The sequence below is a fragment of the Burkholderia pseudomultivorans genome, assembly GCF_902499075.1.
In the GTDB taxonomy this organism is placed as follows: Bacteria; Pseudomonadota; Gammaproteobacteria; order Burkholderiales; family Burkholderiaceae; genus Burkholderia; species Burkholderia pseudomultivorans.
In genome coordinates, this window is sequence record NZ_CABVPP010000015.1 from 1 (window position 1) to 20,358 (window position 20,358).

Below are 20,358 nucleotides of genomic sequence, written 5' to 3' on the forward strand. Positions count from 1 at the left end.
GGGGCGTGGCCGGGTCGGCCGCGGCGGGCTGCGGCGCGAGCGGGTCGGCCGGCGCGGCGGGCGCGACCTTCTCGAGGCAGTAGCCGAGGCCGCGCACGGTCGCGATCCGCACGCCGCTCGGCTCGATCTTCTTGCGCAGCCGGTGCACGTAGACTTCGATCGCGTTGTTGCTGACTTCCTCGCCCCATTCGCACAGGTGGTCGACGAGCTGCTCCTTCGACACGAGCCGGCCGATCCGCTGCAGCAGCACCTCGAGCAGGCCGAGCTCGCGCGCGGACAGGTCGAGCACGCGGTCGTTCGCGTACGCGATGCGGCCGACCTGGTCGAACGCGAGCGAGCCGTGGCGCACGACGGTCGGGCCGCCGCCCGCGCCGCGCCGGGTCAGCGCGCGCACGCGCGCCTCCAGCTCGTTGAGCGCGAACGGCTTGGCCATGTAGTCGTCGGCGCCGAGGTCGAGCCCCTTCACGCGCTCGTCGACGCTGTCGGCGGCGGTCAGGATCAGCACGGGGAGATTGGAGTTGCGCGCGCGCAGGCGCCTGAGCACGTCGAGCCCGGACAGCTTCGGCAGGCCGAGGTCGAGGATCAGCAGGTCGAACGCCTGCATCGACAGGGCCGTATCGGCCTCGATGCCGCTCTTCACGTGGTCGACCGCATAGCCCGATTGGCGGAGTGACCGGGTGAGGCCGTCCGCGAGTATGCTGTCGTCTTCGGCGATGAGAATTCGCATGTGCGTGACCGGTGGCCGGCAGGGCGTTCGCGCCGGCGCGGTTGTCTCCGAAGTGATTCGTGTACGACGCAGCCCGCATTGCGGGCTTGCATAAAACACTGTTTTTTTATACAGTGTCTGCATTCGTGGGCAGCGCCTGATCGCGGGCGCGCCTCTGACAGACGCTGCTCATCATAGCAAAGGACGATTCATGGAAGAAAGCAAGAAAGGCTCCGGGATGACCGCCGAGAAGAGCAAGGCGCTGGCCGCCGCCCTCGCGCAGATCGAGAAGCAGTTCGGCAAAGGGTCGATCATGCGCATGGGCGACGGCGAAGCGGCCGAGGACATCCAGGTCGTGTCCACGGGCTCGCTCGGCCTCGATATCGCGCTCGGCGTCGGCGGCCTGCCGCGCGGCCGGGTGGTCGAGATCTACGGCCCGGAATCGTCCGGTAAAACCACGCTGACGCTGCAGGTCATCGCCGAGTTGCAGAAGCTGGGCGGCACGGCAGCCTTCATCGACGCCGAGCACGCGCTCGACGTTCAATATGCGGCGAAGCTCGGCGTGAACGTGCCGGATCTGCTGATCTCGCAGCCGGACACCGGCGAGCAGGCGCTCGAAATCACCGACGCGCTGGTGCGCTCGGGCTCGATCGACATGATCGTCATCGACTCGGTCGCGGCGCTCGTGCCGAAGGCCGAAATCGAAGGCGAGATGGGCGATTCGCTGCCGGGCCTGCAGGCCCGCCTGATGTCGCAGGCGCTGCGCAAGCTGACGGGCACGATCAAGCGCACGAACTGCCTCGTGATCTTCATCAACCAGATCCGGATGAAGATCGGCGTGATGTTCGGCAACCCGGAAACCACGACGGGCGGCAACGCGCTCAAGTTCTACTCGTCGGTGCGTCTCGACATCCGCCGGATCGGCTCGATCAAGAAGAACGACGAGGTGATCGGCAACGAAACGCGCGTGAAGGTCGTCAAGAACAAGGTGTCGCCGCCGTTCCGCGAAGCGATCTTCGACATCCTGTATGGCGAAGGCATTTCGCGCCAGGGCGAGATCATCGATCTCGGCGTGCAGGCGAAGATCGTCGACAAGGCGGGCGCCTGGTACAGCTACAACGGCGAGAAGATCGGTCAGGGCAAGGACAACGCGCGTGAATTCCTGCGCGAGAATCCGGAAATCGCACGCGAGATCGAGAACCGCATTCGCGAATCGCTCGGCGTTGCCGCCATGCCGGATGGCGCCGGCCACGACGAAGCCGAGGCGATGGACGAAGAAGAGTGATGGTAGGGCGCCGAGGTCGGGCTGGCGAACCGGAGCAGAGCGATACGCCCGAATCGGCGCATCGCTCCGGCCGGCAGGCCGAACCCTCGGGCGCCAACCGGCGGCTTGCAGGCAGCGATGCCGCAGGCCGCACCGCAGCGAGGGCATCCGACGATGCCCTCGTTTCGTTTGAGATCGCCGCGCCCGACGATCCGTTCGACGACGACGAATCGTTCGATGCGCATGATCGTTCCCGCCGGCGAGTGTCCGGCGTCAGCTTCCCGCGCGGTCGCGCGTCGGATGCCCCCGATGCATCGGCGCCGGTACGGGAAGACGTCTATACGCGCAGCAGCCAGCATCCGCGCCGCACACGCCGCGCGGCCGGCACATCCTCGTCTTCCGGCGACGCGGCCGATACGCCCGAACGCAAGCCCTCGTCGAAACCGCCGCGCTCGCTGAAGGGGCGCGCGCTCGGCTATCTGTCCCGCCGCGAATACAGCCGGGCCGAACTCGCGCGCAAGCTCGCGCCGTACGTCAGCGACGACGAATCGGTCGAACCCGTGCTCGATGCGCTGGAGAAGGAAGGCTGGCTGTCCGATGCGCGCTTCGCGGAGAGTCTCGTGCATCGCCGCGCGTCGCGTGTCGGCGTCGCGCGGATCGTCAGCGAGCTGAAGCGTCATGCGGTCGGCGACGCACTCGTCGAAGAGGTGAATGCGCAGCTTCGCGAGACCGAATGGGCGCGCGCGCAGGCCGTCTGGCGCAAGAAATTCGGTGCACTGCCGCAAACGCCGGCCGAACGGGCGAAGCAGGCACGCTTTCTTGCCGCGCGCGGCTTCTCGAGCGCGACCATCGTGAAGTTGCTGAAAGTCGGCGACGATTTTCCGATCGACGACTGACGCGGCCGGTCGCGCGCGTGGCGCGCGATTTTGCTGCAATGCAACCGTTTCCCGACAGAGGGGAATACCCGCCTTCGCGGCCGGCTATCACAAATACCCAATATGCTAAAATCCACGGGTTTTCCTCTTCGGCCTCAACCTCCAGCATGCCGCTATCCGAGCCCGTGCCCCGTCAGTTGCGACATCGACGCGCAATCCGAGCGGAAGCTTACGAGCGCGATGACGGCCTGTGGGACATCGAAGCCTGCCTGACCGACCACAAGCCGCGCGATGTCGCGCTTGCGTCGGGCATCCGGCCCCAGGGCCTGCCGATTCATGAACTCTGGCTGCGCGTGACCATCGATCGTGACCTCAATGTCGTCGACGCCGAAGCGTCTTCGGAATGGGTGCCATATCCCGGTCAGTGTCAATCTGCCTCTCCTGCCTATCGGGCCCTCATCGGGCTCAATCTCTTCCGCAATTTCCGTCGCGATGCGAACCGGCTGCTGTCGGGCGTCGCCGGCTGTTCCCACCTCACCGAACTGTGCGCCGTGCTGCCGACGGCAGCGATCCAGGCGTTCGCCGGCGAGGTATGGAACGTGCGCGAGGAGGGCGGCGAAGGGCCGGATCACGACGGCGCGCACGACGAACCGCCTTTCCAGCTCGGCCGCTGCCGTGCGCTGCGGTTCGACGGCGAGGTCGTGCGGCAGTTCTACCCGCGCTGGTATGGCGCGAGCCGGCCGGACGTGCCCGGTGAAGGCAGCACGAAGGAATGAACGGAAATCATTCGAAGAAGCGTCCTTAAGCGACTTTTCATCCAACTCTCAGACTGAAGGGAATCACGCATGAAGATTCACGAGTACCAGGGTAAGGAAATCCTGCGGAAATTCGGAGTCGCGGTACCGCGCGGCAAGCCGGCGTTCTCGGTTGACGAAGCCGTCAAGGTGGCAGAAGAGCTGGGCGGCCCGGTGTGGGTCGTCAAGGCTCAGATCCACGCGGGTGGCCGTGGCAAGGGCGGCGGCGTGAAGGTTGCGAAGTCGATCGAGCAGGTGCGCGAGTACGCGAACCAGATCCTCGGCATGCAGCTGGTCACGCACCAGACGGGCCCGGAAGGCCAGAAGGTGAACCGCCTGCTGATCGAAGAAGGCGCGGACATCAAGCAGGAACTGTATGTCAGCCTCGTCGTCGATCGCGTGTCGCAGAAGATCGTCCTGATGGGTTCGAGCGAAGGCGGCATGGACATCGAAGAAGTCGCCGAAAAGCACCCGGAACTGATCCACAAGGTCATCGTCGAGCCGTCGACGGGCCTGCTCGACGCGCAGGCCGACGACCTCGCCGCGAAGATCGGCGTGCCGGCTGCTTCGATTCCGCAAGCGCGCGCGATCCTGCAGGGCCTGTACAAGGCATTCTGGGAAACCGACGCATCGCTGGCTGAAATCAACCCGCTGAACGTCTCCGGCGACGGCAAGGTCACCGCGCTCGACGCGAAGTTCAACTTCGATTCGAACGCGCTGTTCCGCCACCCGGAAATCGTCGCGTACCGCGATCTGGACGAAGAAGATCCGGCTGAAATCGAAGCGTCGAAGTTCGACCTCGCGTACATCTCGCTCGACGGCAACATCGGCTGCCTCGTGAATGGCGCAGGCCTCGCGATGGCGACGATGGACACGATCAAGCTGTTCGGCGGCGAGCCGGCGAACTTCCTGGACGTCGGCGGTGGCGCGACGACCGAGAAGGTCACCGAAGCGTTCAAGCTGATGCTGAAGAACCCGGGCCTGAAGGCGATCCTCGTGAACATCTTCGGCGGCATCATGCGCTGCGACGTGATCGCGGAAGGCGTGATCGCGGGTTCGAAGGCCGTGAACCTGAACGTGCCGCTGGTCGTGCGCATGAAGGGCACGAACGAAGACCTCGGCAAGAAGATGCTGGCCGATTCGGGCCTGCCGATCATCTCGGCGGACAGCATGGAAGAGGCTGCGCAGAAGGTCGTCGCGGCTGCCGAAGGCAAGTAAGCGCGCTCAATGAACACGCATGGCGGCGCGGCTTGCACGCGACGCCAATGAACAGAGGTCAAAATACATGTCGATTCTGATCAACAAGGACACGAAGGTCATCACGCAGGGCATCACCGGCAAGACCGGCCAGTTCCACACGCGTGCCTGCCGTGAATACGCAAACGGCCGCGAAGCATTCGTCGCGGGCGTGAACCCGAAGAAGGCCGGCGAAGATTTCGAAGGCATTCCGATCTACGCGAGCGTCAAGGAAGCGAAGGCCGAAACCGGCGCGACCGTGTCGGTCATCTACGTTCCGCCGGCAGGCGCAGCCGCTGCGATCTGGGAAGCGGTCGAAGCCGACCTGGATCTCGCGATCTGCATCACGGAAGGCATTCCCGTGCGCGACATGATCGAAGTGAAGGACCGCATGCGCCGCGAAGGCCGCAAGACGCTGCTGCTCGGGCCGAACTGCCCGGGCACGATCACGCCGGACGAACTGAAGATCGGCATCATGCCGGGCCACATCCACCGCAAGGGCCGCATCGGCGTCGTGTCGCGTTCGGGCACGCTGACGTATGAAGCCGTTGCACAGCTGACCGCGCTCGGCCTCGGCCAGTCGTCGGCAGTCGGTATTGGCGGCGACCCGATCAACGGTCTGAAGCACATCGACGTGATGAAGATGTTCAACGACGATCCGGACACGGATGCGGTCGTGATGATCGGCGAAATCGGCGGTCCGGACGAGGCGAACGCCGCGCAGTGGATCAAGGACAACATGAAGAAGCCGGTCGTCGGCTTCATCGCGGGCGTCACGGCGCCCCCGGGCAAGCGCATGGGCCACGCCGGCGCGCTGATCTCGGGCGGTGCGGATACGGCCGCTGCGAAGCTGGAAATCATGGAAGCGTGCGGCATCACCGTCACGCGCAACCCGTCGGAAATGGGCCGCCTGCTGAAGAAGGCGCTGTAAGTTCCGTCTGGTTTCGTCCTGCAGAAAACGCCGGCCTTGCCGGCGTTTTTTGTTATGCTCGCGCAATCCATTTGTAAGTTCCGGGCATGCGTCGTGCATGTGCCGGCAATGAACCGGGTCGCCCGTCGGGCGGCCGCTGCCCCGCACCTCATCGGCCATGCTCGAATTCCTGACGTCGTTGCACTGGGGCGCCGTGCTCCAGATCGTCATCATCGACATCCTGCTCGGCGGCGACAACGCGGTCGTGATCGCGCTCGCGTGCCGCAACCTGCCGGCGAGCCAGCGGCTGCGCGGCGTCGTCTGGGGCACCGCGGGCGCGATCCTGCTGCGTGTCGTGCTGATCTCGTTCGCGGTCGTGCTGCTCGACGTGCCGTTCCTGAAGCTCGGCGGCGGCCTGCTGCTGCTGTGGATCGGCATCAAGCTGATGGCGCCCGCCGCCGATGCGCACGACGACATCAAGCCGGCCGATCGGCTATGGGACGCGGTGAAGACCATCGTGATCGCCGACGCGGTGATGAGCCTCGACAACGTGATCGCGATCGCCGGCGCGGCCGAGCAGGCCGACCCGTCGCACCGGATTGCGCTCGTGATCTTCGGGCTGGTCGTCAGCGTGCCGATCATCGTGTGGGGCAGCACGCTGGTGCTGAAACTGCTCGACCGCTTCCCCGTTGTCGTTGCGGCCGGCGCGGGGCTGCTCGGCTGGATCGCCGGCGGGCTGATCGTGCACGATCCGGTCGGCGACCGCTGGCCGGTGCTCGATACGCCTGCCGCGGTCTACGGCGCGAGCGTCGCGGGCGCGCTGTTCGTCGTGGCGGCCGGTTATGCGCTCCGGCGGCATCGCAGCGCGACGCGCGCGCACTGACGGAGCTGGCCGTCCGGCCGAATGTCGGTTGCGCGGCCTGCTGGCTACGATCAAAACGCCTGCTGATACCGGCAGGCGTTTTTCGTTTCCGGAGCCCGTCATGTTCGAAGCCTTTTCCGTTTCCCTGTTCCGCCGCGTGGCCGCCGATCTGCGGCGCGGGCGCCGACCCGCGCGCCGCTGGTGGCCGGCCGGTTTCACGCTGATCGAGTTGATGATCGTGCTGGCGATCGTCGGCGTGGTCGCGGCCTATGCGATTCCCGCCTACCAGGATTACCTCGCGCGTTCGCGGGTCGGCGAGGGGCTTGCGCTCGCGTCGTCCGCACGGCTTGCGGTCGCCGACAACGCGGCGAGCGGCGCGGGCCTCGACGGCGGCTACAGCCCGCCGGCCGCCACTCGCAACGTCGAATCCGTTCGCATCGACGCCGATACCGGGCAGATCACGGTGGCGTTCACGCCGCGCGTTGCCGCGGCCGGTTCGAATACGCTCGTGCTCGTGCCGTCCGCGCCGGACAAGCCCGACGCACCGACCGCGCGCGTGCCGCTGAAGAGGGGGGCGACGCAGGCCGGCGCGATCGCATGGGAATGCTTCGCGGCCGGCAAGGCGGCGTCCTCGCTGCCGGCGCCGGGCGCAGGACCGCTGCCGGCCGACGCCGCGACGCTGCCGGCGAAATATGCGCCGGCGGAATGCCGCGCATAACGCGCAACCCTTCGCCGGGCGGTGCGGCGGGTGACGAAATCGCGGGGCGGGCGGGTCGCACCCCGTCGACGGGCGTCGCGCCCGCCCCGCACAGAGCGGGCAAAGTTTTGTATAGTGCGCCGGTTGCTGACATCCGGTTCGCTCATGCCTTCTACTTTTTCCCGTTCGTTGCCGCTCATTGCACTGGCTGTCGCGCTGATCGTGCCGTATGCGATCACCAATCACACGTATCCGATCCCGACTTTCTACTCGGAATTTTCCGCGCTGGCGCTGTACCTGCTGCTGGGGCTTTCGGTCGTCCTGCTCGCGCGGACCGGCCCGCAGGCCCAGCCGTTCGCCGCGCCGAGCGCATTCGTCGCGCCGCTCGGCTTCGCGGCGGTGCTCGTCGCGCAGGTCGCGCTGATGCCGCTCAAGGTGCCGTCGATGAACTGGCTGGCGGTCGGCTATCTGGCGGCCGCGCTGGTCGCGATGCAGGCCGGCTTCACGCTCGCGCGCGACGGGCTGGCCGAGGCGGTCGCGCGGATGATGGCGGGGGCGCTACTGATCGGCGGCGTGTTCGCGGTCGCGTGCCAGCTCGTGCAGTTGTTCCATCTCGAATCGACGGTGTCGCCGTTCGTCGTGGTGTACAACGTCGCGGTCGATCGCCGTCCATACGGCAACATGGCGCAGGCGAATCACCTCGCAAGCTATATCGCGTTCGCGCTTGCCGGCGCGCTGTATCTCGTGCAGACGCGCCGGCTCGCGGTATGGGCGTGGCTCGTGCTGTCGGCCGTGCTGTCGGTCGGCCTCGCGCTGACGGTGTCGCGCGGCCCGTGGCTGCAGGTCGCGGTGATGGTCGTCGCCGGTTTCTGGATGGCCTGGCTCGAATCGCGCCGCGCGCCGGGCCATGCGCGCGCGTGGCTGATGCCGGTCGCGCTCGCCGTCGTGTTCGTCGCGGTGAACGTCGGCGTGCGCTGGGCCAACGTGCACTTCCATCTGGGCCTCGCGGAGTCGGCGGCCGACCGGATGCGCGATGCGGGGCAGATCGCACCGCGCCTCGCGCTGTGGAAGTACGGGCTCGCGATGTTCCGCGAGCACCCGCTGCTCGGCGTCGGCTGGGGCGAATTCCCGTCGCACCAGTTCGCGCTGGTGCGCGCACTCGGCGGCGTCGAGATCGCGAACAACTCGCACGACATCTTCATCGACCTGCTCGCGAAATCCGGTCTGGTCGGCCTCGGCGTGCTGGTCGTCACGCTCGTGATGTGGTTCGTGCGCGCGCTGCGCGCGCCGCAGTCGAGCACGCGCGTGTTCGGCTTCGCGCTGATCGGCATCCTGCTGATGCATGCGCTCGTCGAGTATCCGCAGCAATACATGTTCTTCCTGCTGCCGGCGATGTTCGTGATCGGTCTGCTCGAGGTAAAGCCGCTGCGCGTCGTGCCGGGCGGCGTCGCGTTCGGGCTGTTCGCGGTGCTGTCGTTCGGCGGCCTGCTCGCGACCGTGCCGGTGCTGCGCGACTACCAGCGCGCGGAGGTGCTGTACTACGGCAACGATCCGGCCGAGCAGTATCGCGATTCGCCGTCGCTGCTGTTCGGTGCATGGGGCGACTACGGTGCGGCGACGCTGCTGCCGATCTCGCCGGACGACCTGCCGGCCAAGCTGGCCGCGCACGAACGCGCGATCGCGCTGCTGCCGGGCGAGACGGTGCTGCGCCGCTATGCGGTGCTGCAGGCGCTCGACGGCCGCGAGGCCGACGCGCTCGACACCGTCGCGCGGCTGCAGGTGTTTGCGAAGGAACTGAAGGACTGGCCGGCGCAACTGGCCGCGCTGTACAAGCTGTGCGACCAGCAGCCCGCGCTGAAGGCGTTCAGGGCGGCGGTGGTCGCGAAGTACGGCGAGGTCGCGCCCGACGCGGATGACGAATCGGACGACGACGATTCCGACGATTGACGCGCCGAATGCGCCGGGTCGGGCGATGCCGGCGCTGGCCGCGCGTTGACGCGACGTTGACGGTGCGGACGCAGGCCCGCCGGCGATTACTGCGCGAATCGCATGGAGTTCGACGGAATGCGACACGATTCACCGTCAACCATTGTCAAATCGCCGCCATGCGCCGGGCGGCGCGTGCACAATGCGCGAATGCGATCGTGTATCGGCTCGCGTCGCGCGACCGGCGCGCATGTCGCCTCCTGAACACTTCGAGGCACCAGACAAGCAGGATCGCGGCCGCGCATCGATCGGCCGCGCGGCCGTAACGGGGCGCCGGTCCGATGGCCGCGGCGCAATGCGGCGCACGCGATGCGGTCGGGCAAGGGCCGGCCGTCGCGCGGCGCTCGTCCGGAACCGCATTGAATAACGATATTCGACCATGGCTATTCGCTCGACCCTCCTGATCCTGCCCGCCGTCGCGATGCTGTTTTCCGGCTGCGCGATGCTGTCGTCGTCGCAGGAAAGCAAGCTCACGTGCCACATCCCGCGCGCCGTCTATCCGGATACCGCGAAGCCGCTCACGCGCCCGGCGACCGTGCTGGTCCGCGCGCTGATGACGACGGCCGGCGAAGCGCAGAACGTGACGGTTACGACCAGCAGCCGCAATGCGGCCGCGGATCGAGCGGCCGTCGACGCGATGACGCACGCGACCTGCGTGCAGACGGGCGCCACCGCGAATCCGTTCCTGCTGACGCAGCCGTTCGTGTTCGAGCCGCGGCGCGGCGACTGAGCGCTGCGCGCGGCGCGTGAGGTCGGGCCTGCGCCGCAGGCGCTTTATGGGATCGTGCGATCGCCGTTCCACTCGCCGCGACCGAGCGCCGGCCTGACGGTCAACCGCACCGTCTCACGGCCGACCGCCGATCCGGCATCGGCGCGGCCGTCGCCACGTGCGCGGCCGATCTTCAGTGCTGCGGCATCAGGTTCGCGCCACGACAGGCCGGCTCGGCCGCATTGCGGAACCCGAGCATCGTGAATCCGTTGCGCTCCTGGCGGATCAGTGCGTAACGCTTCGCAACCGTCTCCCCGGTCTTGCCCGTCAGATCGAGTTCTGACCTGATAGCGGTCCTTGCTGTCCGAGCAGCCGCGCACCGGGCCGTACGCGAACCCGATGTCGGGCGCCTTCATTTCCGTGTTGAACGACTGGCGGGCCTTCAGTGCGGCCGCCGCGGCCGAGGGTTCGCTCCATTCGCGCGCGAGCGCGTCGTCCGTCCGCCAGACGCGCGGGCCCCCGCCGGCCGCATAGCCGCGCTGCGGGTCGACGAACAGCAGGCGGTCGATGTCCTGCCGTTCGGGCCACGGAAGTCGCGTCCAGGTTCGTCCGCCATCGACGGATTTCCACAGCCGCGTGGTTTGCGGCGCATCGCCGGTCTGTCCCTCGGCCGACTTGTAATCGATCCACGACGTGCCGACGAACTGCACGGCCCAGTCCGTCGAGGTCCACCGCGCCGCATCCTGGCCCGGCTGACGGAAACGACGTTGCATGCCGTCGTCGACGGTGCCGCGGAAGAAGCTGACGGCCATGCGATTCAGCAACTCGCCGGTATCGTTCATCCACGCTTCGGTCGGCTCGGCGCGCTGCAGGTGCTGCTGCTCGGGCAGCGACCTGAACGTCACCTCGGGCAGCGCGAGCGCGATGCTCATGATCTCGTTGCCCCTGACGCGGAAATTGCCGCCGCGATAGCGCGCATCGCCGGGCGCGAAGGTCGTGATCGTCTCCCGGTGCGTCGTCGTGCGGACGTATCCGCAGGTCGCGATCGCCAGCGCAACGAGGCCTGCGGCGAGCCATTTTCGGCGGTGATGGCATGTCGGTTCGGCGGCGGTCGCCCGGGGCGTGTTCGTTCGAGGAGGGCGGATCGCGCGATGGTAACCGTTGCGGCGTGAAACGGCGTTCGTGTCCGAGGGGGCACGAATCGGATCGCAATGCGCGGGGGATTGGCTACAATCGTCGGCGTCCCGTCCGCATCATCGACGTTTCCCCTTCGAGCCCCGCAAACGATGAATGAACCGCGCGAACTGTTGACGGCCGCCGACATTGCGGCAATGGAGCCGGAGCGATCCGTGCATCCGCTGAACGAGCGTGCCGTCCGCCTGAAGCGATCGCCGGGCGACCGCACCGGACTGACGCAGCTCGGCTTCCATCTGATGACGCTGATGCCGGGGTGCGAGTCCACCGAATATCACCGGCATCTCTACGCGGAAGAATGCGTGTACATCCTTTCCGGCACCGGTGTCGCGATCATCGACGGACAGACCTGCGCGATCGGCCCCGGAGACTTCATGGGGTTCCCGCGAGGCGGCGCGGCGCACACGATGCTGAATACCGGCGACGTTCCGCTCGTCTATATCGTCGCCGGCGACCGGCCGGAACACGATGTATGCGACTACCCGAAGCAGGGCAAGCGCCTGTACAAGTCGGGGGCGAACAAGGCGTTCGTGAACCTGGACCGGTAGCCGTCAGCCGTCGATCCGCGAGGCCGCTCGCACCGCAAAGGCGCGCGACGGCCGGTCCGATCGAGGCAGCACCTCAACCCTCCGCCTTCCAGTCCCCCGACTTCCCGCCGCGCTTTTCCCTGACGCTCACGTCGGTGATCACCATTCCGCGATCGACCGCCTTGCACATGTCGTAGACGGTCAGCAGCCCGACCTGCACCGCGGTCAGCGCTTCCATCTCGACTCCGGTGCGCCCGAACGTCTCGACCTGCGCGACGCAGTGCACGCCGGGCAGCGTGTCGTCGAGTTCGAAGTCGACGGCCACGCGCGTCAGCGCGAGCGGATGGCACAGCGGAATGAGGTCGGCCGTGCGCTTGGCGCCCTGGATCGCCGCGATACGTGCGACGCCGAGCACGTCGCCTTTCTTTGCCTTGCCGTCGCGGATCAGCGCGAATGTCGCCGGCAGCATCCGGATCGTGCCGCGCGCCACCGCGATGCGCTGCGTTTCCTGCTTGCCGCCGACATCGACCATGTGCGCGTGGCCGGCGGCATCGAAATGGGTAAGTCCTGACATGTTCATGCTCCAGTGGAACTGTGCGGGCGCGCGACGCCTTCGCCGGGAAGCCGCCGGCGTGCGCCGCGATCTCGGCCGGGGTTTCGACGGGCGCCTATCATAGCAGCGGCGTGCGCGCCGCCGGGCGCGCAGATCGCGCGCGTGCGTCGCAGGACAGTCGCGGCGGCGCCGGTACAATGGCCACGATATTCCAATCAGACCAAACGCCGCGATCCGAGCCCGGCGCACGGGACGGCGTCGCATTCATCCTGCCATGCGTGTCAAACAGTTGCTTGCCCTGTCGCTGTCGGCGGCGCTCGCGCTGCCGCCGGACGGCTTCGCACAGGCGCCGCCGCTCGAGTCGGCGGGTGCCGGTTCCACGTCGATTTCCACCGTGCCGTCCGGCATCGCGCCCGGCGTATTCGGCACCTACGGCGGCGCGGACAGCCGGTTCTCGGGCGCCGACGGCGCGTCGGCGCCCGCCGCGAGCCTGCGGGCGCCGCTGCGCGCGCTCGAGCTGCCGGACCTCGGCGACGGCTCCGGCGGCGCGATGACGCCGCAGGCCGAGCGCAAGCTTGGCGAGCGCGTGATGCGCGAGGTGCGGCGCGACCCCGACTATCTCGACGACTGGCTGGTGCGCGACTACCTGAACGGCGTCGCGAAGCAGCTCGCGGCCGCGGCTTCCGCACGCTTCATCGGCGGCTATGCGCCGGACTTCGAACTGTTCCCGGTGCGCGATCCGCAGATCAACGCATTCTCGATGCCGGGCGGCTTCATCGGCATCAACAGCGGGCTCGTCGTGACGACGCAGACGGAATCGGAACTCGCGTCGGTGATCGGCCACGAGATGGGCCACGTGCTGCAGCGGCACATCGCGCGGATGATCGGTGCGAACGAGAAGACCGGCTACACGGCGCTCGCGACGATGCTGCTCGGCGTGCTGGCGGGCGTGCTCGCGCGCAGCGGCGATCTCGGCAGCGCGATCGCGATGGGCGGGCAGGCGTATGCGGTCGACAACCAGTTGCGGTTCTCGCGCTCGGCCGAACGCGAGGCCGACCGCGTCGGCTTCCAGTTGCTCGCGGGCGCCGGCTACGACCCGTACGGGATGCCGGGCTTCTTCGAGCGGCTCGAACGCGCGTCGATGGGCGATGCGGGCGTGCCGGCCTATGCGCGCACCCACCCGCTGACGGTCGAGCGGATCGCCGACATGGAAGACCGCGCGCGCCGCGCACCGTACCGGCAGCCGCGCCAGTCGTCCGAATACGGATTCGTGCGCGCGCGGCTGCGCATCCTGCAGAACCGCGCGCCGAACGACATCGCGGCCGAAGCGCACCGGATGCAGCTGGAAATCGACGAGCGCACGGCGCCGAACGTCGCGGCGAACGAGTACGGCATCGCGCTCGCGAACACGCTGCTCGGCCAATACGACGCGGCCGGCCAGGCGCTGGCTGCGGCGCGCGCCGCGTTCGATGCGCGCGAGCGCCGCGAAGGCGAATCGGCGACCAGCTCGCCGAGCCTCGACGTGCTCGCCGCGAGCCTCGCGCGCCGCGCCGGGCGAACCGACGACGCGGTGCGGCTTGCGGCGCTCGCGCAGCGGCGCTGGCCGGCGTCGCATGCGGCGATCGTCGCGCATCTGCAGGCGCTGATCGCCGCGCGCCGCTTCGCCGAAGCGCAGACGCTCGCCCGTGCGCAGGCGAAGGCCGACCCCGAGCAGCCGGACTGGTGGGACTACCTCGCGAAGGCGAGCGACGGCAAGGGCGACGTGCTGGCGCGGCGCCGCGCGCTCGCGGAAAAGCTCGCGCTCGACGGTGCGTGGCCGTCGGCGATTCGCCAGTTGAAGGAGGCGCGCGACGCGAAGGACGTGTCGTTCTACGAGCAGTCGATGATCGGCGCCCGGCTGCTGGAATTCGAGGCGCGCTACAAGGAAGAGCGCGACGACGAGAAGAACGGCCGCGGCTAGCGGCGGGCGGCAAGCCCGTCAGGGAAGCACGATGCGCATGTCGACTGCCGCCGGCTGAAGGGAGCCCGCCGGACACGGTGCCCGACGCATTCGTCCGGCTGCGCCGCGCGATACGCGATCGATCCGCCCGCTGTCAGCAGGTGTCGTCGCCCGCTTCGTGCGCGCGCTTCGCCGGACTGGTGACGAACCCGAACCGCGCCGGCACGTCGACGCCGGCGATATGGCCGAGCGGCAGCGTGCGATCGTCGCGCCAGCGCAGCACGGGCGGCGTCGCGTCGAGGTCCGCGTGATCGGCGAACAAGCCGAGATCGTGATCGTGCAGCGCGGCGACGCGCGGCGGCGTGCCTGCGTCGGCGAACAGCACGCCGCCCGCATCGTCGAGCCACACTGCATCGGGCTCGAACGGCGCGCCCGTATGGTCGGCGAGCGACAGCCGTCCGTCGCGCTCGGCGAGCCGGACGATCCACGGCGTATACGCGAGCTCGACATACACGCGCTGCGGGCCGTTCTGGAAAAACCACTGGCCGAGCGCGTCGCATTCGTAGTTGCGGCCGATGAACGCGTTCAGCGCCGCGTGCCGGATCGGCGAGCCGAGTTCGCCGGCGGCCTGCGCGGCGTCGTCGCGCAGCCGCCATTCGCCGCGCCGGTCGAGCAGCAGCCAGCCGGTGCAGTGCGGGACGTTCGGCCACTTCGCGAGCGCCTGTCTGACGATTTCATCCATGGTCGACGAATTTCGAGCAATAGCCGAACACCCGCGCCGACAGCCAGTCGAGGCGGCCGGGGAACGGCCCGGTCATGAATCCCGCGTGGCCGCCGTGCGCGGGCTGGTCGAGCTCGACGGCCGGCGACACGTCGGCCGGGCCGGGCAGCGCCCACTCGGGCAGGAACGGATCGTTGCGGGCGTTGAGGATCAGCGTCGGCACGTCGATCGCGGGCAGCAGCGGACGCGTGGTCGCCTGCGTCCAGTAGTCGTCCGCGTCGGCGAAGCCGTGCAGCGGCGCGGTCACGACCTCGTCGAAGTCGCGCATCGTCACCGCGTGCAGCATCGCATCGCGATCGAACAGCCCCGGATACTGGACCAGCTTCGCGAGCGCCTTGCGCTTCAGCGTCTTCAGGAAGCTGCGCGTATAGATCATCGAGAAGCCCTGCGACAGCGCGCGGCCGCCCGCGTGGACGTCGATCGGCGTCGAGATCGCGGCGGCCGCGCGCACGATCGACGTGTCGCTGCGGTGCTCGCCGAGCCAGCGCAGCAGCACGTTGCCGCCGAGCGACACGCCGGCCGCGAGCAGCGGCCCGCGATGCTGTGCGGCGAGCCGGTGCAGGATCCAGTCGACTTCGGCGCTGTCCGCGAGGTGGTAGAAGCGCGGCAGGCGATTGATCTCGCCGCTGCAACTGCGGAAGTGCGGCACCACGCCATGCCAGCCTTTCGCGCGCGCGGCGGCCATCATCGCGAGTGCGTAGTGCGAGCCGGAGCTGCCCTCGAGGCCGTGGAACAGCACGAACAGCGGCGCATCGGGCGGCGGCGCCGCGCTGTCGAGGTGCGCGATCCAGTCGAGGTCGATGAAGTCGTGGTCGGGGGTTTCCCATCGCTCGCGGCGATACGCGACGACGGGACGCCGCGCGAACAGCGCGGGCACGATGGTCTGCGCATGGCTGCTCGGCAGCCAGCGCGGCGCGCGATAGCGCAGGATGTCGTCGTCTGGGGCGCGAGCCCCGTCCAGCGGCGATGTGGGCGGAGAAGCCGTACTCATGATCGCCCCGCGTTCTTCGTGTTCCGTCAGTGCAGCGGGCCCTGCCCGTGACGGATCTTGGCGGCGAACTGCCCGGCCGCCTGTTCGGGAATCGGGCTCGCGTGGATATGCGCGATGCGCCATTCGCCGCGTTCGTGGATCATCACGTACGTCGCGAAAACCATATCCGGATCGGCCGTCAGGTCGGCCTGCTGATGCGCTTCTGCGATCGTGTAGACGACCGTGCCGAGGCTGTCGTACACGCGGATGTCGAGCGGCTCGATCGTCACCGGCCGCGTCGCGAGCCGGCTCGCCAGCCCGCTGCGGATCTGGTCGAGGCCGTGCAGATGCTCGCCGTCCGCCCACACGCAGCTGGCGAAATCCTCGTCGATCCACAACGCCAGCAGCGCGTCGAGATTGGCATCGGCGACGGCCTGGTAGAAGGCGTTCAGCGTATCGGCGGCAGCTTCGAAAAGGCGGGCAAAACGTGGCATCGGGGTTGTCTCTCGCGCGCGTCGCGCGCCGTATTCAGCGCAGCGGCCCGGATCGGGCCGCCGCACACCGGTGAATCGGATTGCCCGGCGCGCCGTGCGACGCCGCCGGTCAAGGTCAGCGCTGCCCGACGAGCATGCCGCGCAAATCGCCGAATACCTGTTCCGGGCCGAGTTCGCGCAGGCACTTCAGGTGGCCGAGCGGGCACTCGCGTTCGAAGCAGGGACTGCATTCGAGATGCAGCCATTGTACCTTCGCCAGGTCCGACAGCGGAGGGGTGTGGCGCGGATCGGTCGATCCGTACAGCGCGACGAGCGGCCGGCGCAGCGCGGCCGCGACGTGCATCAGCCCCGAATCGTTGGTCACGACCGCGTTCGCGCGCGCGATCAGCGCGCACGCCTCGGACAGCGAGGTCTGTCCGCACAGGTTGCGCACGTTCGGCGCGTGGTCGGCGATCGCCTGCGCGGCGGCCGCGTCCTTCTGCGAGCCGAGCGCGACGATCTGCGTATACGGGAACGACTGGTGGACGATCGTCGCGAGCGACGCGAAATGCTCGGGCGGCCAGCGCTTGGCCGGGCCGTATTCCGCGCCGGGGCAGAACACCACCAGCGGCTTGCGCGTGTCGAGGTTGAAGCGCGCGGACACGCGCGCCGTCTCGTTCAGGTCGGCGTCGAGGCGCGGCGGCGGCAGCGTCTTCATCGACTCCGGCAGCTTCGCGCCCGGCGCATACGCGAGCGCTGCGTAGTGCGTCGTCATCGGCGGCCGTTCGCCCGACTTGGTCGGGTTCGCGTGCCGCACGTTGAGCAAGCCGTAGCGGTGCTCGCCCGTGTAGCCGATCCGCAGCGGGATGTTCGCGAGCCAAGGGATCACCGCCGACTTCAGCGAGTTCGGCAGCACGTAGGCCGCGTCGTAGCCGACGTCGCGCAGGTCGCTCGCGAGCTGCCAGCGACGCAGCAGCTGCAGCTTGCCGTGCGCGAGGTCGGTCGCGTAGACATCGTGGATCTCCGGCATCCGCTCGAGCACCGGCGCGACCCAGGTGGGCGCGACGGCATCGATCGCGATGCGGGGATGGAGTTTCTTCAGCAGCGCAAAGAGCGGCTGCGCCATCAATGCGTCACCGATCCAGTTCGGTGCGATAACCAGCGCTCGACGCATCAGGTCGATTTCCGATGTCGTAATGAAGCACGGCGCGCAGGCGCCGCGTTCGGGTTGCCAGAATGGGGAAAGGGCGGCACGCCGGGCTTCCGGCTGCGCCGCCTCTCAGGGGGGCGGGCCGGCGGACCCGGCCGCACGGGCTCAGTGGCCCTTGACCACCTCGCCGTCGCGCAGCTTGTAGCGCGTGCCGCAGTACGGGCAGCGCGCCTCGCCGTGCGACACGTCGATGAACACGCGCGGGTGCGCGCTCCAGCGCGCCATGGCCGGGTTCGGGCAGTAGGCGGGAAGGTCCTTTGCCGTTAGCTCGACCAACGGCATTTCCTTGATTTCACTCATGAGACTTTCTCTTATCACTCTTTTGTGGGGCGGTCGGTCGCGCGGTGCGCTCAGACCTTCGTCAGCCAGTGCGCGTACTTCGCATTCTTGCCCGACACGATATCGAAAAACGCCGACTGCAGCTTTTCGGTGATCGGGCCGCGCGCGCCGCTGCCGATCGTGCGATTGTCGAGCTCGCGGATCGGCGTGACTTCGGCGGCCGTGCCGGTGAAGAACGCTTCGTCTGCCGTGTAGACCTCGTCGCGCGTGATGCGCTTCTCGATCACCTCGATGCCGGCGTCGCGCGCGAGCGTGATGACGGTGTCGCGCGTGATGCCGTCGAGGCACGATGCGAGGTCGGGCGTGTAGACCTTGCCGTTGTTCACGAGGAAGAAGTTCTCGCCGGAGCCTTCGGACACGTAGCCGTCGACGTCGAGCAGCAGCGCTTCGTCGTAGCCGTCGGCCGTCGCTTCCTGGTTCGCGAGGATCGAGTTCACGTACCAGCCCGACGCCTTCGCGCGGACCATCGACACGTTCACGTGGTGGCGCGTGAACGACGAGGTCTTCACGCGGATGCCCTTCGCGAGGCCGTCCTCGCCGAGGTACGCGCCCCACGGCCACGCGGCGATCGCGACGTGGATCGTGTTGCCCTTGGCCGACACGCCGAGCTTTTCCGAGCCGACCCAGATGATCGGGCGCAGGTAGCACGACTCGAGCTTGTTCTCGCGCACGACCGCGCACTGCGCGGCTTCGAGCGTTTCCTGGTCGAACGGCACGTCCATCTGGAAGATCTTCGCGGAGTTCAGCAGGCGCTTCGTGTGCTCGTGCAGGCGGAAGATCGCGGTGCTGCCGTCGGCCGTCTGGTATGCGCGCACGCCCTCGAAGACGCCCATGCCGTAGTGCAGCGTATGGGTCAGGACGTGGATCGTGGCGTCGCGCCAGTCGATCAGCTTGCCGTCCATCCAGATCTTGCCGTCGCGGTCGGCCATTGACATAGGATTCTCCTGGGATGCGGTTGTGTGCAGCGTTGAGCCGGAAAGACGCATATTTTAGCGTCATTTGGCGGGAACCCGGTCGGTCGGCGCGGGGCCGGCGCTATAATCGTCCGGCACCGATTCCAATAACGACGGGCCGTGCCGGCAGGAGGCGCCGGGGCCCCGACGAACCGCCCGCCGCGGCCCCGCTTTCCGATGCTCGCTCGATTGTCCGCCACCGACCGTTTCGCGCTGATCCAGGGCGCGCGCGACTATTCCCCGACGCTGATGGCGATCCTGTCGTGGGGGCTCGTCACCGGCATCGCGATGAGCCAGTCGGTGATGACGCTCGGGCAGGCGAGCGCGATGTCGCTGCTCGTCTACGCGGGCTCGTCGCAGCTCGCGGTGCTGCCGCTGCTCGCCGCGAAGCTGCCGATCTGGACCGTGCTGCTGACGGCCGCGATGGTCAATACGCGCTTCGTGATCTTCAGCGCCGGGCTCGCACCCCATTTTTCCTACCTGCCGCTGTGGCGGCGCCTCGCGATCGGCTATTTCAACGGCGACGTGATCTATCTGCTGTTCCAGAAGCAGGGCTTCGCGAACGGCCACGTGCCGGGCAAGGAAGCGTACTTCTGGGGGATGGCGCTCGCGAGCTGGGTGTCGTGGCAGGTGTCGTCGCTGGCCGGGATCCTGCTCGCGAGCTTCTTCCCCGCGAGCTGGGGGCTCGAACTGGCCGGCACGCTCGCGCTGATCCCGATCATGGTGTCGGCGGTCGCGAACCGCTCGACGCTCGCGGCCGTCGTGGTCGCCGGCATCGTGTCGCTGGTCGCGTTCGACCTGCCGTACCGGCTTGCGCTGCCGCTTGCGGTGCTCACCGCGCTCGCGGCCGGCTGCACGGCCGATTTCTTCGTCGAGCGGGCCGACTGGCGGCGCATCCGCACCGAAGCCGTGCGTGAAAAGGAGATCGAATGAGCGCCGTGGAGATCTGGATCGTCATCATCGGGATGACGCTCGTCACGGCCGTCACGCGCGCGCTGTTCCTGATCGGCGGCGAGCGCACGGTGCTGCCCGAGCGCGCCCAGCGCGCGCTGCGCTATGCGCCCGCGGCGGCGCTGGTCGCCGTCGTGCTGCCGGACGTGCTCGAAACGCCGGCCGGGCTGTCGTTCGCGCTGTCCAACCATCCGTTCTATGCGGCGCTCGCCGGCTTCGGCTGGTTCATGTGGCGGCGCAGCATGCTCGGCACGATCGTCGTCGGCATGATCGTGTTCACCGTGTTGCGGCTGGCTATCTGACGGGCCGGCGGCCGAGCCGGCCGTGCGCAGGCCGCCCGCGCGTCCGTGATGCTGCGATGCAATAACGAGCGTTTTCGCCCGCCGGATCCCAAATAGGCGGAATTCGCCGCGGCACGAGCCAGTGTGC

21 protein-coding genes and 1 pseudogene are annotated in these 20,358 nt (G+C 68.2%); 13 read left to right on the forward strand and 9 right to left on the reverse strand.

What is annotated here, in order from left to right:
• On the reverse strand, window positions 1-727 hold a 727-nt coding region (locus BST28156_RS12775), incomplete at its 3' end, for a response regulator transcription factor (protein WP_174902348.1).
• 190 nt (window positions 728-917) lie between these two features.
• On the opposite strand from BST28156_RS12775, the gene recA reads away from it, so the two are divergent.
• The 9 genes from recA (at window position 918) to BST28156_RS12820 (ending at window position 10,060) form a co-directional block, all read left to right on the forward strand.
• Entirely contained in the window at window positions 918-1,991 is a 1,074-nt protein-coding gene (gene recA / locus BST28156_RS12780) for a recombinase RecA (protein ID WP_006398386.1), read from the forward strand.
• Window positions 1,991-2,866 carry a recombination regulator RecX gene (recX, locus tag BST28156_RS12785; RefSeq protein ID WP_174902349.1) on the forward strand — a complete coding sequence of 292 codons (876 nt, stop codon included), beginning with the start codon at window positions 1,991-1,993 and terminating at the stop codon, window positions 2,864-2,866. The genes recA and recX overlap by 1 nt, the downstream gene beginning before the upstream one ends.
• Before the next feature lie 146 nt (window positions 2,867-3,012).
• Entirely contained in the window at window positions 3,013-3,621 is a 609-nt protein-coding gene (locus BST28156_RS12790) for a DUF2889 domain-containing protein (protein ID WP_060247017.1), read from the forward strand.
• Between the two features lie 69 nt (window positions 3,622-3,690).
• Complete coding sequence (gene sucC, locus BST28156_RS12795) at window positions 3,691-4,857, forward strand: ADP-forming succinate--CoA ligase subunit beta (RefSeq protein WP_060247015.1); 1,167 nt, start codon at window positions 3,691-3,693, stop codon at window positions 4,855-4,857.
• A 67-nt stretch (window positions 4,858-4,924) separates the two neighbouring features.
• Complete coding sequence (sucD, locus tag BST28156_RS12800; RefSeq protein WP_060247014.1) at window positions 4,925-5,806, forward strand: succinate--CoA ligase subunit alpha; 882 nt, start codon at window positions 4,925-4,927, stop codon at window positions 5,804-5,806.
• Window positions 5,807-5,963: 157 nt separating this feature from the next.
• Window positions 5,964-6,668 carry a TerC family protein gene (locus tag BST28156_RS12805; protein WP_060247012.1) on the forward strand — a complete coding sequence of 235 codons (705 nt, stop codon included), beginning with the start codon at window positions 5,964-5,966 and terminating at the stop codon, window positions 6,666-6,668.
• 100 nt (window positions 6,669-6,768) lie between these two features.
• Entirely contained in the window at window positions 6,769-7,365 is a 597-nt protein-coding gene (locus tag BST28156_RS12810; protein WP_174902350.1) for a pilin, read from the forward strand.
• Between the two features lie 144 nt (window positions 7,366-7,509).
• Window positions 7,510-9,291 carry a PglL family O-oligosaccharyltransferase gene (locus tag BST28156_RS12815; RefSeq protein WP_174902351.1) on the forward strand — a complete coding sequence of 594 codons (1,782 nt, stop codon included), beginning with the start codon at window positions 7,510-7,512 and terminating at the stop codon, window positions 9,289-9,291.
• A gap of 418 nt (window positions 9,292-9,709) precedes the next feature.
• Complete coding sequence (locus tag BST28156_RS12820) at window positions 9,710-10,060, forward strand: TonB family protein (RefSeq protein WP_060247006.1); 351 nt, start codon at window positions 9,710-9,712, stop codon at window positions 10,058-10,060.
• A 172-nt stretch (window positions 10,061-10,232) separates the two neighbouring features.
• On the opposite strand, the pseudogene BST28156_RS34740 reads toward BST28156_RS12820, so the two are convergent.
• Window positions 10,233-11,184 (reverse strand): annotated as a pseudogene (locus BST28156_RS34740) (WD40/YVTN/BNR-like repeat-containing protein).
• Between the two features lie 141 nt (window positions 11,185-11,325).
• On the opposite strand from BST28156_RS34740, the gene BST28156_RS12830 reads away from it, so the two are divergent.
• Complete coding sequence (locus BST28156_RS12830) at window positions 11,326-11,781, forward strand: cupin domain-containing protein (protein WP_174902352.1); 456 nt, start codon at window positions 11,326-11,328, stop codon at window positions 11,779-11,781.
• Between the two features lie 73 nt (window positions 11,782-11,854).
• Here BST28156_RS12830 and moaC read toward each other — a convergent pair whose 3' ends face one another.
• Complete coding sequence (moaC, locus tag BST28156_RS12835; RefSeq protein ID WP_060247087.1) at window positions 11,855-12,334, reverse strand: cyclic pyranopterin monophosphate synthase MoaC; 480 nt, start codon at window positions 12,332-12,334, stop codon at window positions 11,855-11,857.
• A 253-nt stretch (window positions 12,335-12,587) separates the two neighbouring features.
• Between moaC and BST28156_RS12840 the strand changes: the two genes are divergently transcribed.
• Entirely contained in the window at window positions 12,588-14,273 is a 1,686-nt protein-coding gene (locus tag BST28156_RS12840; RefSeq protein WP_174902353.1) for a M48 family metalloprotease, read from the forward strand.
• 133 nt (window positions 14,274-14,406) lie between these two features.
• Here the strand turns inward: BST28156_RS12840 and BST28156_RS12845 are convergent, their stop codons facing one another.
• The 6 genes from BST28156_RS12845 to BST28156_RS12870 form a co-directional block, all read right to left on the reverse strand.
• Window positions 14,407-14,994: a DUF2946 family protein gene (locus BST28156_RS12845; RefSeq protein ID WP_174902354.1), complete on the reverse strand. Its 588-nt coding sequence runs from the start codon at window positions 14,992-14,994 to the stop codon at window positions 14,407-14,409.
• Window positions 14,987-16,024, reverse strand: coding sequence for a hydrolase (locus tag BST28156_RS12850; protein ID WP_060246995.1), 1,038 nt, complete (start codon window positions 16,022-16,024; stop codon window positions 14,987-14,989). Before BST28156_RS12850 ends, BST28156_RS12845 begins: the two co-directional genes overlap by 8 nt.
• 26 nt (window positions 16,025-16,050) lie before the next feature.
• Entirely contained in the window at window positions 16,051-16,497 is a 447-nt protein-coding gene (locus BST28156_RS12855; protein ID WP_009694967.1) for a nuclear transport factor 2 family protein, read from the reverse strand.
• Between the two features lie 115 nt (window positions 16,498-16,612).
• Window positions 16,613-17,650, reverse strand: coding sequence for a lipopolysaccharide heptosyltransferase II (waaF, locus tag BST28156_RS12860; protein WP_174902355.1), 1,038 nt, complete (start codon window positions 17,648-17,650; stop codon window positions 16,613-16,615).
• 141 nt (window positions 17,651-17,791) lie between these two features.
• Entirely contained in the window at window positions 17,792-17,986 is a 195-nt protein-coding gene (locus BST28156_RS12865) for a zinc-finger domain-containing protein (protein ID WP_006749970.1), read from the reverse strand.
• A 50-nt stretch (window positions 17,987-18,036) separates the two neighbouring features.
• The gene (locus tag BST28156_RS12870) at window positions 18,037-18,960 is read right to left on the reverse strand and encodes a branched-chain amino acid transaminase (RefSeq protein ID WP_174902356.1); all 924 of its coding nucleotides are present in this window, start codon (window positions 18,958-18,960) and stop codon (window positions 18,037-18,039) included.
• A 195-nt stretch (window positions 18,961-19,155) separates the two neighbouring features.
• On the opposite strand from BST28156_RS12870, the gene BST28156_RS12875 reads away from it, so the two are divergent.
• The gene (locus tag BST28156_RS12875) at window positions 19,156-19,911 is read left to right on the forward strand and encodes an AzlC family ABC transporter permease (RefSeq protein ID WP_060246988.1); all 756 of its coding nucleotides are present in this window, start codon (window positions 19,156-19,158) and stop codon (window positions 19,909-19,911) included.
• A complete protein-coding gene (locus BST28156_RS12880) occupies window positions 19,908-20,231 on the forward strand; it encodes an AzlD domain-containing protein (protein WP_174902357.1) in 324 nt (107 codons plus the stop codon). The genes BST28156_RS12875 and BST28156_RS12880 overlap by 4 nt, the downstream gene beginning before the upstream one ends.
• Window positions 20,232-20,358 lie beyond the last annotated feature (127 nt).